The following is a 14629-nucleotide window of genomic DNA, read 5'->3' as shown; positions in this document are numbered from 1 at the left end:
CCGCCACCGTCGAACTCACGGCATATGAAACATATCTTAACCAGTTCTGGAAACCCGGCTTACAACTCTATGTGGAAACCTGGGGACACTCTTGGAGTGTGCCCCCGTGCCCGTCAGTCAGACAAACATCGCCCTGCCCCAGACCCAACTAGCCGCCTATGAGAGCGCGGGCAGCGGTTTTCCCATCCTCATGCTGCACGGCGCCGGTGCCAATGCCGGGGTTTTCTCCAAGCAATTGGACGGTCCGCTCGGCGATACACACAGGGTGATTGCCCTGGACCTGCCCGGCCATGGCGCGTCTTCGCCAGCACGCACGCCGCAGGTCGACTATACCGTCACCGGCCTTGCCGATATCGTGGCGGCGGCAATGGACCGGCTTTCCCTGTCGCGAGCCCTCATCATGGGCTGGTCGCTGGGCGGCCAGGTGGCCATGGAGATGATGCAGCGACACTCCCGCCGCGTCGCCGGCGCCATGATCAGCGGCGCCTCCCCCGTGGGGCACAATCCCCTCAGCCTGCTCTGGGCCTTCCAGACGCGCTGGGACATGCTGCTCGCGGTCAAACCCGAATTTACCCATTACGACGCCGAGCGCTTTGCCCGGCTCTGCTATGGCGACGAGATGAGCGAAGAACAGATCGACATGATCCTGCGCTCCGATGGCCGCATGCGCGCCCATTTCGGCTCCAGCCTGCTGCGCCGCGAAAGCGCCGATGAGCGGCAGGTGATCGAGACTTCCCCCATTCCGCTGGCCATGGTGAATGGCGAACATGACCCGCTGGTGCGCCGCAGCTATGTCGAAGGGCTGAACTACGCCAATCTCTGGGATGGAAAGTGCCATGTCGTCGATAGCGCGGCCCATGTGCCGTTCATGAGCCATCCCAACATCTTCAACGCCCTGCTCTACCGTTTTGCCGCCGATGTGGTGACCGAGGAACGTCGTCGCGACCAGCGCGTCGCCGCCGAGGTCATTCCGGTTCCGGCCCCGGCGCGCATCGACGCCGCGTGATTCAGCGAACAAATGGGGTGCGTCCGTCGCACCCTATTTGCGCTCGTGCAGGCGTACCCAGATGCCGCCGGTGGGGCGGATGGTAATTGATGGCAGGAGCTTATAGGGCCGCTCGGTCAGCCGTTCGACGTCGAAACGCTTGGCGATGGTGGCGAGGAAGAGCATCGCCTCCATCATCGCAAAGCGATTGCCGATGCAGATGCGCGGCCCCCCGCCAAAGGGGTAATAGGCAAAGCGCGGCAGCTTGCGGCGGAAGTCGCCGGCCCAGCGTTCCGGCCGGAAGCTGGTAGGATCGTCGAAATAGCGTGGGTCGCGATGGGTGACCCAGGAGCTGATGATCACCCCGGTTCCCTTGCGGATCAGGTAATCGCCAATCTCGACATCTTCGCGCGCTTCGCGCCCCACAGCCCAGGCCGGCGGCAGCACGCGCATGGTTTCGATAACAGCCCATTCGGTCAGCGGCAGCTTGGGCAGGTCCTCATAGGTCACCGGCCGGTCGCCCGTTACCGCGCGCACTTCGGCAGCCATGCGGTCCTGGTAGTCCCGGTTCTGCCCCAGCAGGTCGAAGCCGAAGGACATGGAGAGCGCCGTGGTCTCGTAGCCGGCCAAGAGCATGGTCAGCACCTGGTCGCGCAACTGCTTGTCGCTGAGCGGCTTGCCGTCCTCGTCCCGCACCGCCATTAGCGAGGCCAGGAACCCGGCCGGCTCGATCTTGCCGGAGCGGAACTCGTCGATGACGCGATAGACCAGCCGGTCGAGATAGGCCACGCCCTTCAAATAGCGGATATGGCCGGGCAGCGGAACCGCATCGGGAATGACGAAAGGCCGTGAGAAACGCGCGGCGATTTCATCGATCAGCCAATAGGCAGCCTTTTCGAGATCCTCAATATCCTGCTCGACATCGGCATTGAGCAGCGTCTTGGCCGAGATCTTCAGCCCCAGCGCCAGGATTTCCCGGTGCATGTCGAATTCCTGGCCGTCCTTCCAGCTGCCCACCAGCTGATCGACCAGTTGCACCATATGCGGTGCATAGGCTTCGAGTTCCTGGGTGCGGAAGGCCGGGGAGGAATGCTTGCGCTGCTTGCGCCACTCCCCGTCTTCGGAGGTGAACAGGCCGCCGCCCATGATGGCGTCGAGTTGCCGCCAGAAAAAGTGGTTCTTGACGAACTTGTCCGCCTTTTCAACCAGCACTTCTTCGATCAGGTCGGAATTGTTGATCAACACCGCTTCGGCAGTCGCCAGCTTGATCAGCGACACATCGCCGTGCTCGCGGGCGCAGCGCTCGAAAAAGCCCAGCATGTCCTTGCGGATATCGAGCAGATGCCCCAGCACCGGAACACTGGGAAGGCCGGTGGGTGACAGTCGCAACCCTTGAGGCTGCGTCAGCATTTCAGCGCTCGACACGACAAGACCTCCACACCAGTTCCTGCATGATTAACGCAGTCTTAACCATGAAGGACTGTTGCCGCCAGTGCCACCTGCCGCCATCCACTCGATAATCGCGCTATGGTAAATCGCGCCATGCAAAAGAAAACGGCCGGGGCGAACCCGGCCGTTTCAATTCGCATCATGCGCCGGCGCGGGCCGACTGTCGCCGATCCTGACGGAACTCGCCGGGGTCGAAGGCGCGGTCACCCTTGGCGTCACGTACCCGCGTCGGCAGACCCAGCGTCTCGAGCAAGGCGATGAACGGCACCGGCGGCAGTTCCTCGACATTGGCCATGTGGTGGCAATCCCAGTCACCCTTGGCGATCAGCATGGCCGCGGCAATGGCGGGCACGCCGGCGGTGTAGGAAATCGCCTGGCTATTGGTCTCGGCAAAGGCCTCCTCGTGGTCGCTGATATTGTAAACCAGCAGTTCGGTTTCGACGCCGTCACGCACGCCCTTCACCAGATCGCCGATAAAGGTCTTGCCCTTGTAGTTGGGCGCCAGCGACATCGGGTCGGGCAGCACGGCCTTGACCACCTTGAGCGGCACCACTTCCAGCCCTTCGGCCGTGACCACAGGCTTTTCCGACAACAGGCCGAGATTGTTCAGCACCGTGAAGACGTTGATATAGTGCTCGCCAAATCCCATCCAGAAACGGATGTCTGGCACGTCTAGATTGGCCGAGAGAGAATGCACCTCGTCATGACCGGTAAGGTAGGTGGTCTGCGAACCGACCATCGGCAGCTCGTCGGTGCGCTTGACCTCGAACATCTTGTTGGCGGTCCACTGGCTTTCCTGCCAGCTCCACACCGTGCCGGTGAATTCCCGGAAATTGATCTCCGGATCGAAATTGGTCGCGAAATAGCGGCCATGGCTACCGGCATTGACATCGATGATATCGATGGAGTCCACGCGGTCGAAATAGGCATTGGCGGCCAGCGCCGCATAGGCATTGACCACGCCCGGATCGAAGCCGGCCCCGAGCACGGCGGTAACGCCCTTGCGCTCGCATTCCTCGCGATGCGTCCACTCGTAATTACCATACCAGGGGGGCGTCTCGCACACCTTGGTGGGGTCTTCGTGGATGGCCGTGTCGATATAGGCAACGCCCACGTCGATACAGGCGCGTAACACGCTCATATTGAGGAAGGCAGAGCCGGCATTGAGCACGATCTGGCTCTTGGTCTGCCTGATCAGGGCCTTTGTCGCCTCGACATCCATGGCGTCGAGCCTGTGGGCGGCCAATATGCCCGGGCGCTTCAGCGCCTTCTTGTCGAGTATGCTGCCAATAATTGCTTCGCATTTCGACAGGGTGCGGGAGGCAATGTGAATGTCTCCGAGCACGTCATTGTGCATTGCTGCCTTAAAGGCAGCGACCTGCGCGACACCTCCGGCGCCGATGATCAGAACGTTCTTTTTCAATTGGCACGAAACACCTTTTCAAGGGGTAACGGGATCAGCCTGTCCTTATGACAGGCTGGCGACATAGTCGGCATAATCGAACGATCTGACAAGTTCGACGTCGCCGTTCTTCCTGCGGATGGCAATGGCGGGCATGTTGACGCCGTTGAACCAGTTCTTCTTGACCATGGTGTATCCCCCGGCATTGAGCAGGGAGATACGGTCGCCGACCTTGAGCGCTTCCGGAAAATCGAACTCTCCGAACACGTCGCCGGCAAGGCAGGATTTGCCGGCGATCACATAACGATGCGGACCCGCATCTGGCTCCACATGAGCCGTTTCACGATAGACGAGCAGATCCAGCATATGGGCTTCGACCGCGGAATCGACAATGGCGATCTGTTTTTCATTATCGACGATATCGAGCACCGACACTTCCAGCGTCGTCGTCTGCGTCACCACGGCATCGCCGGGCTCGAGATAAACCTGCAGCTGATAGCGCTCGGCAAAGGCTTTCAGCCGGGCGGCCAGCGCCTCGAGCGCATAACCCTCGCCGGTAAAATGCAGCCCGCCGCCGAAGCTCACCCAATCCAGCCGTTCGAAGAAATGGCCGAGCTTGGCTTCGAACTGGTCGAGTAGCGCCGAAAAGGACTCGAAGGAGTCGTTCTCGCAATTGCAGTGGATCATGAAGCCCGAGGCCCGATCCATGACGCTTTCGATGCGCTGGGGATCGCGTTCGCCCAGCCGGCTGAACGGGCGGGCGGGATCGGCAAGGTCGAAATGGGAATGGCTGATGCCCGGATTGACGCGGATGCCCACCGGCAGATGCGCGGCCTTGGCGGCATAGCGTTCGAACTGGCTGATCGAATTGAAGATGACCTTGTCCGCATTGGCAATTGCCTCGTCGATCTCGTCATCGGACCAGGCGACCGAATAGGCGTGCGTCTCTCCGCCGAACTTCTCCCGGCCGAGCTTGACCTCGTTCAGCGACGAGGACGTGGAGCCATCCATGTGCGGAGCGATCTGGGCGAAGGTCGACCAAGTGGCGAAAGCCTTGAGCGCAAACACGCATTTGGCCCCCGACAAAGCCCGCAGCCGGTCCACCTTGGCCAGATTCCGGTCCAGGGCGTTTTCGTCGATAAGATAATGAGGGGTAGCCAGGGGCATCGCGCCGAGAACTCCAACAAGCGTGTGCCCGCCGGTCGATGCGGCGGAGGGGCCATCGTTTAGCGGCGATGGAGGCAGGGAGTCAACGCCAGTTGACCTATAAGCCGGGTTCTGTAGGGCCGCGTTGCCGCGACGTGGTGACCATTCATCTGTGGCGGCCATTGCTGGACGCGCTCGTGCAACCAACCCGGATGACATGGCCTCGAAACAGGCTGAAGCCGAGGCTTCGCGTCATCCCTATTTGGTCTTGCTCCCGGTGGGGTTTACCGTGCGGTCCCTGTTGCCAGGCACCCGGTGCGCTCTTACCGCACCCTTTCACCCTTACCCCAGCGGACCGGGGCGGTTTGCTTTCTGTGGCACTTTCCCTGGGGTCGCCCCCGGCGGCTGTTAGCCGTCACCGTGTTTCGATGGAGCCCGGACTTTCCTCCAGCATGGGGTTACCCCCATGCCAGCGGTCACCCGGTCAACTGGCGCGCCGATCTAGGGGGCGAGGCCCCACCCCGTCAAGTGAGCAAAGGCTGCGGGCGCGGCTTGGTGATGGCCTGATAGGCCAGGTTGATCGCGGACATACGGGCGGTGGCGACATCGATCAGATCCTCGGGCACACCCTTGGCAATCAGTCGGTCCGGATGGTGCTCGGCCACCAAAAGCCGATAGACCCGGCGGACTTCCTCGGGCGGGGCATCATGGGACAGCCCCAGCACCAGATAGGGATCGACGCCCTCTTCCAGCATCACGTGCTGGGAAGCGATCTGCTCGAAGCGCACCTCGTCGAAGCCGAAAATCTGGCTGACATTGCGCAGGTAGTCGAGCTCTGATTCGTGCAGCATGCCGTCGGCGGTGGCGATGAAGAAGAGGCCGTCGAGCACGTGCTCAAGGGTTTCGGGCGTGTCGGCGAAGAAGCGCGCCACCTTGCGGGCATAGGATTCGTAGCCGGCGATGTCCTGCTTGGCGAGGTTGAACAGGCGCTCGACCTGCGGCTCCTGGCCCTTGGCGATCTCGACCGTGGCGTTGAAGGCGCGCACTTCCGAGGCGGTGACCACGCCATCGGCAACAGCCATCTTGGCGGAAAGCGCGATCAGCGCGAGGGTGAACGCAGCGTCGCGCCCACCGGGCATCCAGGTGTCCGGATCGAGGATATTGGCGATGTGGCCAGCCATGCCGGTGCGCTGGCTGAACGAGCCGAAAAAGCTGGCAAGCCGTTGCCACACATCACAATTTTCATCGGCCTTGCGCACACATAACAGCATTGCCGGGCCCTTTCCAAACCGCTGGACGGACGAACCGTCCTGGTGGCGAGTTTACGCCTTCGGTCCCGCCCGGTCTATGCCGCCCAGCGCATGGCTGGGACACTACTGGCCGAAGGAATAGTAGACGCTATCGTCCTCATAGGCGCGCGGAAAACGGCGATATTGCGCCGAACTGCTCGGGCCTTGGTCGAGGAAGAAACCGTTGGGATCGTAATCGGTGACATATTCGGCCGAAGACGAGGCCGAAGTCTGGGCCTGGCGGCGTGCCAGAAAGTCCGAAAGCGGGCCGCTCTCCCAATCCTCGAGATCCTGCGCCGTGACGATCGGCGCGGAATTCTCAATGATCAGAGGACGTTGCACCGGCGCCTCGACGATCAATGGCGCCACCGGCGCAGGCGGGCGCATGCTGGCTGGCATGGGGATGGGGGCCACTTTTGCCGGGGGCAAGGCGGCGACGACGACGGGATCAGGCTTGGGGGCCTGAGCGGGCTGCGCTTGCGTGGCAGGCACCGGCTCGGGCTTGGGGTCGGCGGCGATGACCGGGCGCGTGGCAGGCTTTTCAGCGGGTTCGGCGCCGGTAATATAGCTGGGCATGGGGCGACCGGACTGCAGGAAATTGTCCACCGCGTCCTTGCTCTGAGCCGGTTTGACCGGGGTCACCGCAGCTGTCTGCACCGGTGCTGGCGCGACAGTTTCGGCAGGCTTGGCGCTTGTTTCGACTGGCTTTTCCGGCACAGCAACAGGCTCCGCTTCGGCTTGAACCACCGCCATTTGCGGTGCATCGCCGGGGAAAAATTGGCGCGCGGCGAAGTCGGCCGCCGGGATGCCGACGACCAGGAATGCCCCGGCCCAGGCCAGGCCATTGGTGATACGGCGATCTATCTGCATGTGCTCATCATTCCGCTGAATTCGCCCCTTGGGGGCGTCAAAGCGCAGTTTCGTGGCCAGAATTGGACGAGGGGCTGCGACATGGCTGCCCATTTAGCTGACCGCAATATGAATGGATGCTGAACGGCTGTTCAGCATCCCGTGAGCATCTGACCTTTGTCGCGCCTCCGAAGCGCAAAACCGTCGCCACTTTTGCTGGAAGCGCTCTAGGATCGACGGCCGAGCAATCGGGCCAGCGCCAGCACCAGATTGGAGCGGTTGAGCGTGTAGAAATGGAATTCGGTGACGCCCTCATCGAGCAGTTCGGTGACCTGCTCGGCAGCGACGGCAGCAGCGACCAGCGCATGGGTCTCCGGATCATCCTCGAGGCCGGCAAAGCGCTCGGCCATCCAGTCGGGGATGGAGGCGCCACAGCGGGCGGCGAAACCGGAAATCTGCTTAAAACTGTGGATGGGCTGAATACCCGGCACGATCGGCGCCGTGATCCCCGCCTTGCGCGCCCGCTCCAGATAGCGAAGGTAATCGGCATTGCGGAAGAACATCTGGGTGATGGCGCGACTGGCGCCGGCATCGAGCTTGCGCTTGAGATTGTCGATATCGGCATCCCAGTCGACACTCTGCGGATGCTTTTCCGGATAGGCGGCGACGGAAATGTCGAAATCGCCGATGCGGCGAATGCCGGCCACGAGGTCGGCGGCATTGCGATAGCCATCCGGATGCGGCGTGAACGGCTGGCCGACACCTTCCGGCGGATCGCCGCGCAGGGCGACGATGGATTTTACTCCGGCCTCTCGATAGCCGCGCACGACCTCATCAACTTCGTCGCGCGACGCGCCGACACAGGTCAGATGCGCGGCGGCAGCCACGCCTGTATCGGCGGTAATGCGACGCACCATGCGCAACGTACGCTCGCGCGTCGAGCCGCCAGCGCCATAGGTCACCGAGACGAAGCGCGGCTGCAGCGGGGCGAGCTTGTGAATGCTCTCCCAGAAACGCTCTTCCATGGCGTCGGTCTTGGGCGGGAAGAACTCGAAGGAAAGCTGCAAGGGCGGGCGCTGGTCGGCCGTTTTGCGGCTGGCGCGCAGATTGTCATCGAGCATCAGGCTTTATCCGTATTGGTGCGGTCGCCAAGGTGCCAGAGGCACACGGTGAGGCCGCGGTCTTGGTTGTGACTGGGAAATTCTTGCGCCGAACGCACGTCGAGCCCGGCTGCATCGGCCCAACCCTGCATCTGTCCCTGGGAGAGACCGAGGCGCCGATGGGCATGATCGGAGCGCAGGAATTCGAGATCGTGTGGCGCAAAATCGACGATGAGGACTTCCCCGCCCGGTTTCAAAAGCTTGCGGGCCTGAGCCAGCATGCGGCCGGGATCGTCGAAATAATGCAGCACCTGGTGAATGACGATGACATCGGCAAGGCCAATATCAGCGTCGAGATCGGCAATGTCGGCCAGCCGCACCTGGGCATGGGCAAGACCCGCCGAGGCCAGCCTGGCGCGGGCCACCGCCAGCATCTCACGGCTCGAATCGAGACCGATACCGCGTTTATAGGCCGACGCGAGGACTTCGAGCATGCGGCCGGTGCCGGTGCCCAGATCGATCACCAGATCGACCTGGCGACCACCCAAAGCACCGAGCACGGCCGCTTCAACGGCGGCCTCGGGCACGTGGAGGGTCTTGAGCAGGTCCCAGCTTTCCGCCACTTTCGCAAAATAGGCAGCGGCCTCGGCCTGTTGCACGGCGCGGATTTCGGCCTGCCGCGTGCGATCGCCGCGATAGGCGGCATCGGAGGGATCGAGCCGATCGATAAGCCAGCGCGCGAGATCGCCGCCCTCCCCGGCCGGCGCCAGCCCATAATAGGCCCAGGCGCCCTCGGCATAACGGCGGATCAGGCCGGCATCGGCCAGCAGCTTGAGATGGCGCGAGACGCGCGGCTGGCTCTGCCCGAGGATTTCGGTAAGGTCCTTGACCGAATGGTCGCCTTCGGCCAGCAGGGCAAGCAGACGCAGGCGGGTACTCTCCCCCGCCGCCTTCAGCATCCCCACCAGATCGTTCAAACCACGCATCGCACCCACCTGATATAAAGATTTCTTTATGTCTTATTTTCAGGGAGGTCTAGGGGGATTTTCGGTGGGGCGTCGGGACGAGCAGGTTGCAAGCGGCGGCAAGCCGGTCCCCGCCCTCCGGCTTGAGCCGAGGGGCTGCGCTTGGTGGTGGTGCCGTGAAGTGAAGCGCCCTCGGGTCTTCGCCCGAGGGTGACGAGCGGTGGGTGGGGAGAGTTGGGCTGCGCATGGAAGTCGAAAGCGTCAAGGGTGCACGGCTCTCACCTCCCCCGGCCCTCCCCGCAAGGGGGAGGGAGATGGGCCGGTGCTTTTGGCACGCTGTTCCCTATCCACCATGCCGCCCTCGGGCTCGACCCGGGGGCCGATCTCAGCCCGCGCCAGTGTCGCGTGGTGATGCGCTGACACGCCCTCGGGTCGAGCCCGAGGGCGGCGCGGAGATCGCTGCAGCGCACGTGACACTACCCAAGCTGCCACGCACACACACACCGCGCGTCACCCTCGGGCTTGACCCGAGGGGGCTGCGATTGGGGAACGCGTGGTAAAGTGTAGGGCCCTCGGGTCTTCGCCCGAGGGTGACGATCTGTGGGTGGGGGAGAGTTGGGCACTGCCCGGTGGTCCGGACGGGCCGGTGTGAATACCGGCGCGCCTACACCGAGATAATGCCGTCGAAATGCTTGTCGAGCTGGGCGGTGGGCAGGTTGGTGAGGTCCTTGTCGAGCTCGGCGACCACGGTCCTTTTGACATGGGGGGACATCACCTTGCGCAGATTGCCCAGGGCGATGGGGGCGGCGGCGATGACCAGGCGGTCATAGGCACCGTCCTGCGCCTTGCGATCGAGCACTTCGGCGACCGAGCGTACGAATTCGGCTTCGCGGTGCTGGGCCGGATCGGTCTTGGGTTCCATGGCGCTGCGGTGGCTGCCTGACGAGAAGCCGCGGCCGGGCCGGTCTGTGTCGATATCCTGCGATTGCATCGGCGGGATGGACCAGTCGAGGTCATTGATTACCGTCAGTCCCTTGCCGGGGCCGTTATGTTCGAGCACGCGGGCCTGCGTGCCATCGGCGATCAAGATCCAGGTTACGGTCTTTTTCATCTGCTGCTCCTGCTGTTGTGCATTTGGCCGGAACCGCCGCGGCGGTTCGTAAGTCAAACGCCTTGCACACCAAAAGGTTGGCCCCACCCATCAGCAATACAAGTGATCGAGATCACAAAGTCTGATTTGTCGCAGCACCACGACACTGCTAGAGCCGACACACGCCCATCGCGGCGTGGAGCCCATCATGACCCGTTCCGCACAGAGCCCCGGCCACACGCCATCGGCGCCTTCGGCCGAAAGCGTCGAGAGCCGCAATGGTGTCGTCGCCGCGCTTTGCGCCTATCTGCTCTGGGGTTTCCTGCCCATTCTCTTCCGCCTGCTGGAGCCAGCCGGCGCCGTGTTGATCGTGGCCGAGCGCACATTGTGGTCGCTGCTGCTCATGGCGGTGGTGGCCCTGTTTTCCAGGCTCTATCCGGAAATTATCGGCATTCTGCGCGATCCGCGCCGCATGGGCGTGATCGCCATTTCGGCGGCACTGCTGGCCGGCAATTGGCTGCTCTATGTCTGGGCAGTGGAGGTGGGTGAGGTGCTGCAGGCCAGCTTCGGCTATTTCATCAATCCGCTGGTCAATATCGCCATCGGCATGGTGTTGCTGGGCGAGCGGCAGAACCGGCTGCAGACCATTGCCATCGCCATTGCTGTCGTCGCCATTCTGCTGCAAGCAGTTGGCCTGGGCGGCGTGCCCTATATCGCGCTGGGCCTGGCAGTCTCCTTCGGCTTCTATGGCTTTATTCGCAAGACCGCCAAGACCGGTCCGGCCACCGGACTTTTCGTCGAAACCCTGGTGGTGGCGCCTTTCGCCCTGGCTTTCGTGGTCTTTACCTTTGCCACCAGGGGGCCGGGCGTGCATGCCGATCCGGGCATGATGGCACTGTTGATGCTCACCGGACCGGCGACCGCCGTGCCACTGCTGCTCTTTGCCTATGGGGTGCGCCGGCTGCGCCTCACCACCATCGGCATGCTGCAATATCTGGCGCCGTCCATCCAGTTCCTGCTCGCCATCTTCATGTTCGGCGAGCAGCTCAACACGGTTCGCCTGGTCAGCTTCGCCCTGATCTGGCTATCACTGGCGGTGTTCACCTATGACAGTTTCCGTCAGCGCAGCCGGGCGCGTGCCGCGGATCACGTCGGCGATCTGGTTGAAGGTTGAGGCAAAGGGCGTCGCCTCGCGCCACACCAGTCGCAAGCGCCGGCCCGGGGCATTTTCGTCCAGCATATGCACAGCAATGCGCGGATCGCTGGCTTCCTTGCGCAAAGCGATGCGCGGCAACAGCGTGACCCCCTGACCATTGGCGACGAATTCGACAATGGTCGAAAGCGAGGTGGCCGCAAAGGTGCGGGCGCTGCGTTCGCCATCCAACTGGCAGGCGGCAATGGTCTGGTCGCGGAAGCAATGGCCTTCATCGAGCAAGAGGATGCGCTCGGGCGCCAGTTCGCCCAGCGATACCGGGCCTGTTGTCGCTTCGCTGCGTGGCGTTGCCAGCACGAAGGGATCGTCGAACAGCGGCGCGACGCAAAGACGGGGTCCATGATGGGGCGGTTCGGTGGCGATCAGCGCGATGTCGAGGCCGCCATCCTCGAGCCCGGCGAGCAGCGCCTCGGTGCGGCTTTCGCTGACCGTGAAGCGCAATTCCGGCAGGCCGCGGGTCAGGGCCGGGAAGATTTCGGGCAGGAGATAGGGCGCGACCGTCGGGATCAGCCCGAAGCGCACTGCGCGCCGTGGCAGGCCTTGTTGCGCCTGGGCGAAGGCATCCACCGCCTCGGCGCTCTTGATCGCCTCCTGCGCCAACGCCAGGAATTCGCGGCCGAACGGGGTGGTGCGCACGCCATTCTTGTGGCGATCGAACAAGGCGGCGCCACAGATTTGCTCCAGTGCCAGAATCTGCTGCGACAAAGCCGGCTGCGACACGGCGCAGGCGTCGGCGGCGCGGCCGAAATGGCCAGCCTTGGCCACGGCCAAGGCGTAGCGCATCTGTTTGAGCGAGATTGTCATGATAAGTTTGTCCTATCGATATAGGAAGAATTATCGATTGGCCTAATGCTTGTCACCTGCCTATAACCCCTGCAAGCAGCAAAGGAGCCCCTCATGAACGATCGTCCGAATTCCGCCGAGCAAGCTGGCGCCGGCAAGTGCCCGGTTGACCATGGCGGCCGCTCGGTCCGCAGCAATCGCGACTGGTGGCCCAAGCAGCTCGACCTGTCGATGCTGCACCGCAATTCGTCGCTCTCCGATCCGATGGGGCCGGATTTCGACTATGCAGAGGCCTTCAAGGGGCTCGACCTTGATGCGGTCAAGGCTGACCTGCATGCACTGATGACCGACAGCCAGGACTGGTGGCCGGCCGATTTCGGTCACTATGGAGGCCTCTTCATCCGCATGGCCTGGCACAGCGCTGGCACCTATCGCATCACCGATGGTCGTGGCGGCGCCGGACAGGGGCAGCAGCGGTTCGCGCCGCTCAATTCCTGGCCCGACAATGCCAATCTCGACAAGGCGCGGCGCCTGCTCTGGCCGATCAAGCAGAAATACGGCAATGCCATTTCCTGGGCGGATCTCCTGATCCTCACCGGCAATGTCGCGCTCGAATCCATGGGCTTCAAGACCTTCGGGTTCGCCGGTGGCCGCGCCGATGTGTGGGAGCCGGAGGAACTGTTCTGGGGTCCCGAAGGCACCTGGCTGGGCGATGAGCGCTATTCGGGCGAACGCCAGCTCTCCGAGCCGCTCGGCGCCGTGCAGATGGGCCTCATCTATGTCAATCCCGAGGGCCCGAACGGCAATCCCGACCCGGTCGCCGCAGCGCGCGACATTCGCGAAACCTTCAGCCGCATGGCCATGAATGACGAGGAAACCGTGGCGCTGATCGCTGGCGGGCACACCTTCGGCAAGACCCATGGCGCCGGCGATCCCTCACTCATCGCCGCCGAGCCGGAAGGCGCCGATCTCGAAGATCAGGGCCTGGGCTGGAAGAGCTCCTATGAGAGCGGCCGCGGCACCCATTCCATCACCTCGGGCCTCGAAGTCACCTGGACGCAGACCCCGGCGCGCTGGAGCAATTTCTTCTTCGAGAACCTGTTCAACTATGAGTGGGAACTGACCACCAGCCCCGCCGGCGCCAAGCAGTGGGTCGCCAAGACCGATGACCAGGTCATTCCCGATGCCTTCGATCCCCTGCGCAAGCATCGTCCGACCATGCTGACCACCGATCTCAGTCTGCGCTTCGATCCGATCTATGGCCCGATCTCGCGCCGGTTCCTGGAAAACCCGGAACAGTTCGCCGACGCCTTCGCCCGCGCCTGGTTCAAGCTGACCCATCGCGACATGGGCCCCAAGGTCCGCTATCTCGGCCCCGAAGTGCCGGCCGAGGACCTGATCTGGCAGGATGTCATCCCCGCCGTCGACCATGAACTGGTCAACGACGCCGATATCGCCACGCTCAAGCAGAAAATCCTCGCCTCGGGCCTAACGGTTTCCGAGCTGGTCTCGACCGCCTGGGCCTCCGCCGCAACCTTCCGTGGTTCGGACAAGCGCGGCGGCGCCAATGGCGCGCGCATCCGCCTCGCCCCGCAGAAGGATTGGGAGGTCAATAACCCGGCCCGGCTGTCCAAGGTTCTGGGCGTGCTCGAAGCGATCCAGGCCGATTTCCAGAACTCCGGCAAGAAGGTCTCGCTGGCCGATCTCATCGTGCTGGCCGGCGGCGTCGGCATCGAAAAGGCGGCCGGCAAAGGCGTCACCGTGCCGTTCACGCCGGGCCGCATGGACGCTTCGGCCGAGATGACCGATGCGCAGTCCTTCGCCGCGCTCGAACCGCGTGCCGATGGCTTCCGCAACTATTACAGCAACCGTGCCTTCATGCAGCAGGAAGAAGCGCTGATCGACCGCGCCCAGCTCCTGCGCCTGACGGGTCCGGAAATGACCGCGCTGCTCGGTGGCCTGCGTGTGCTCAAGGTCGGCGTCAACGACCACGGCGTCTTCACCGACCGTCCGGAAATGCTCAGCAACGACTTCTTCCGCAACCTGCTCAGCATGGACACGGTCTGGTCGCCCAAGGCCGGCGAAGAGGGCGTCTATGAGGGTCGTGACCGCAGGAGTGGTGAAATCAAGTGGACCGGCACCCGCGTCGACCTGATCTTCGGCTCGCACTCGCAGCTGCGCGCCCTGGCCGAGGTCTATGGCCAGTCGGATTCTGGTGGCAAGTTCACCCAGGACTTCGTCGCCGCCTGGGTCAAGGTCATGAACGCGGATCGGTTCGACCTGCGCTAAGCGCTTGGCCTCAACGCCTCCAAAGCGTTGCCCCGGGAGAACTCTCCCGGGTTTTTTTATGCGCTGTTG

General features: G+C 63.2%; 12 protein-coding genes and 1 other RNA gene. 3 read left to right on the top strand and 10 right to left on the bottom strand.

Annotated features, from left to right (window positions below; genetic code table 11):
• The first annotated feature begins 106 nt into the window (after positions 1-106).
• Positions 107-1006, top strand: coding sequence for an alpha/beta fold hydrolase (locus DEVEQU_RS12555; RefSeq protein WP_126150936.1), 900 nt, complete (start codon positions 107-109; stop codon positions 1004-1006).
• Between the two features lie 33 nt (positions 1007-1039).
• Here the strand turns inward: DEVEQU_RS12555 and DEVEQU_RS12550 are convergent, their stop codons facing one another.
• The 9 genes from DEVEQU_RS12550 to DEVEQU_RS12510 all read right to left on the bottom strand — a co-directional run bounded on the left by DEVEQU_RS12550 (position 1040) and on the right by DEVEQU_RS12510 (position 10296).
• A complete protein-coding gene (locus DEVEQU_RS12550; protein WP_126150935.1) occupies positions 1040-2410 on the bottom strand; it encodes a cytochrome P450 in 1371 nt (456 codons plus the stop codon).
• Positions 2411-2573: 163 nt separating this feature from the next.
• Positions 2574-3857: a saccharopine dehydrogenase family protein gene (locus DEVEQU_RS12545; protein WP_126150934.1), complete on the bottom strand. Its 1284-nt coding sequence runs from the start codon at positions 3855-3857 to the stop codon at positions 2574-2576.
• Between the two features lie 45 nt (positions 3858-3902).
• Positions 3903-5003, bottom strand: coding sequence for a carboxynorspermidine decarboxylase (locus DEVEQU_RS12540; protein WP_126150933.1), 1101 nt, complete (start codon positions 5001-5003; stop codon positions 3903-3905).
• Between the two features lie 84 nt (positions 5004-5087).
• An RNA gene (gene rnpB / locus DEVEQU_RS12535) (RNase P RNA component class A) lies at positions 5088-5474 on the bottom strand.
• Positions 5475-5506: 32 nt separating this feature from the next.
• On the bottom strand, positions 5507-6253 hold the full coding sequence (locus DEVEQU_RS12530; protein WP_126150932.1) for a J domain-containing protein: 747 nt from the start codon (positions 6251-6253) through the stop codon (positions 5507-5509).
• 102 nt (positions 6254-6355) lie between these two features.
• Positions 6356-7141 carry a hypothetical protein gene (locus DEVEQU_RS12525; RefSeq protein WP_126150931.1) on the bottom strand — a complete coding sequence of 262 codons (786 nt, stop codon included), beginning with the start codon at positions 7139-7141 and terminating at the stop codon, positions 6356-6358.
• Positions 7142-7347: 206 nt separating this feature from the next.
• Positions 7348-8241 carry a methylenetetrahydrofolate reductase [NAD(P)H] gene (metF, locus tag DEVEQU_RS12520; protein ID WP_126150930.1) on the bottom strand — a complete coding sequence of 298 codons (894 nt, stop codon included), beginning with the start codon at positions 8239-8241 and terminating at the stop codon, positions 7348-7350.
• Positions 8241-9206, bottom strand: coding sequence for a metalloregulator ArsR/SmtB family transcription factor (locus tag DEVEQU_RS12515; RefSeq protein ID WP_126150929.1), 966 nt, complete (start codon positions 9204-9206; stop codon positions 8241-8243). Before DEVEQU_RS12515 ends, metF begins: the two co-directional genes overlap by 1 nt.
• A 643-nt stretch (positions 9207-9849) precedes the next feature.
• Complete coding sequence (locus tag DEVEQU_RS12510) at positions 9850-10296, bottom strand: host attachment protein (protein WP_126150928.1); 447 nt, start codon at positions 10294-10296, stop codon at positions 9850-9852.
• A 187-nt stretch (positions 10297-10483) separates the two neighbouring features.
• Between DEVEQU_RS12510 and rarD the strand changes: the two genes are divergently transcribed.
• Positions 10484-11449: an EamA family transporter RarD gene (gene rarD / locus DEVEQU_RS12505; protein ID WP_126150927.1), complete on the top strand. Its 966-nt coding sequence runs from the start codon at positions 10484-10486 to the stop codon at positions 11447-11449.
• Here the strand turns inward: rarD and DEVEQU_RS12500 are convergent.
• Complete coding sequence (locus DEVEQU_RS12500) at positions 11363-12292, bottom strand: hydrogen peroxide-inducible genes activator (protein ID WP_126150926.1); 930 nt, start codon at positions 12290-12292, stop codon at positions 11363-11365. The two genes, rarD and DEVEQU_RS12500, sit on opposite strands and share 87 nt — an antisense overlap.
• Before the next feature lie 93 nt (positions 12293-12385).
• Here DEVEQU_RS12500 and katG point away from each other — a divergent pair, with 93 nt between their 5' ends.
• Positions 12386-14560: a catalase/peroxidase HPI gene (gene katG / locus DEVEQU_RS12495; protein WP_126150925.1), complete on the top strand. Its 2175-nt coding sequence runs from the start codon at positions 12386-12388 to the stop codon at positions 14558-14560.
• The last annotated feature ends 69 nt before the right edge of the window (positions 14561-14629 follow it).

It is taken from the genome of Devosia equisanguinis (assembly GCF_900631955.1).
Classification (GTDB): Bacteria; Pseudomonadota; Alphaproteobacteria; order Rhizobiales; family Devosiaceae; genus Devosia; species Devosia equisanguinis.
This window is presented reverse-complemented; position numbering and strand designations above follow the sequence as displayed.

What these genes read in the sequence shown, in the direction of transcription:
- DEVEQU_RS12540 (WP_126150933.1), bottom strand. Translation starts at nt 5,003, where the DNA reads ATGCCCCTGGCTACCCCTCATTATCTTATCGACGAAAACGCCCTGGAC.
- DEVEQU_RS12530 (WP_126150932.1), bottom strand. Translation starts at nt 6,253, where the DNA reads ATGCTGTTATGTGTGCGCAAGGCCGATGAAAATTGTGATGTGTGGCAA.
- DEVEQU_RS12525 (WP_126150931.1), bottom strand. Translation starts at nt 7,141, where the DNA reads ATGCAGATAGATCGCCGTATCACCAATGGCCTGGCCTGGGCCGGGGCA.
- metF (WP_126150930.1), bottom strand. Translation starts at nt 8,241, where the DNA reads ATGCTCGATGACAATCTGCGCGCCAGCCGCAAAACGGCCGACCAGCGC.
- DEVEQU_RS12515 (WP_126150929.1), bottom strand. Translation starts at nt 9,206, where the DNA reads ATGCGTGGTTTGAACGATCTGGTGGGGATGCTGAAGGCGGCGGGGGAG.
- DEVEQU_RS12510 (WP_126150928.1), bottom strand. Translation starts at nt 10,296, where the DNA reads ATGAAAAAGACCGTAACCTGGATCTTGATCGCCGATGGCACGCAGGCC.
- rarD (WP_126150927.1), top strand. Translation starts at nt 10,484, where the DNA reads ATGACCCGTTCCGCACAGAGCCCCGGCCACACGCCATCGGCGCCTTCG.
- DEVEQU_RS12500 (WP_126150926.1), bottom strand. Translation starts at nt 12,292, where the DNA reads ATGACAATCTCGCTCAAACAGATGCGCTACGCCTTGGCCGTGGCCAAG.
- katG (WP_126150925.1), top strand. Translation starts at nt 12,386, where the DNA reads ATGAACGATCGTCCGAATTCCGCCGAGCAAGCTGGCGCCGGCAAGTGC.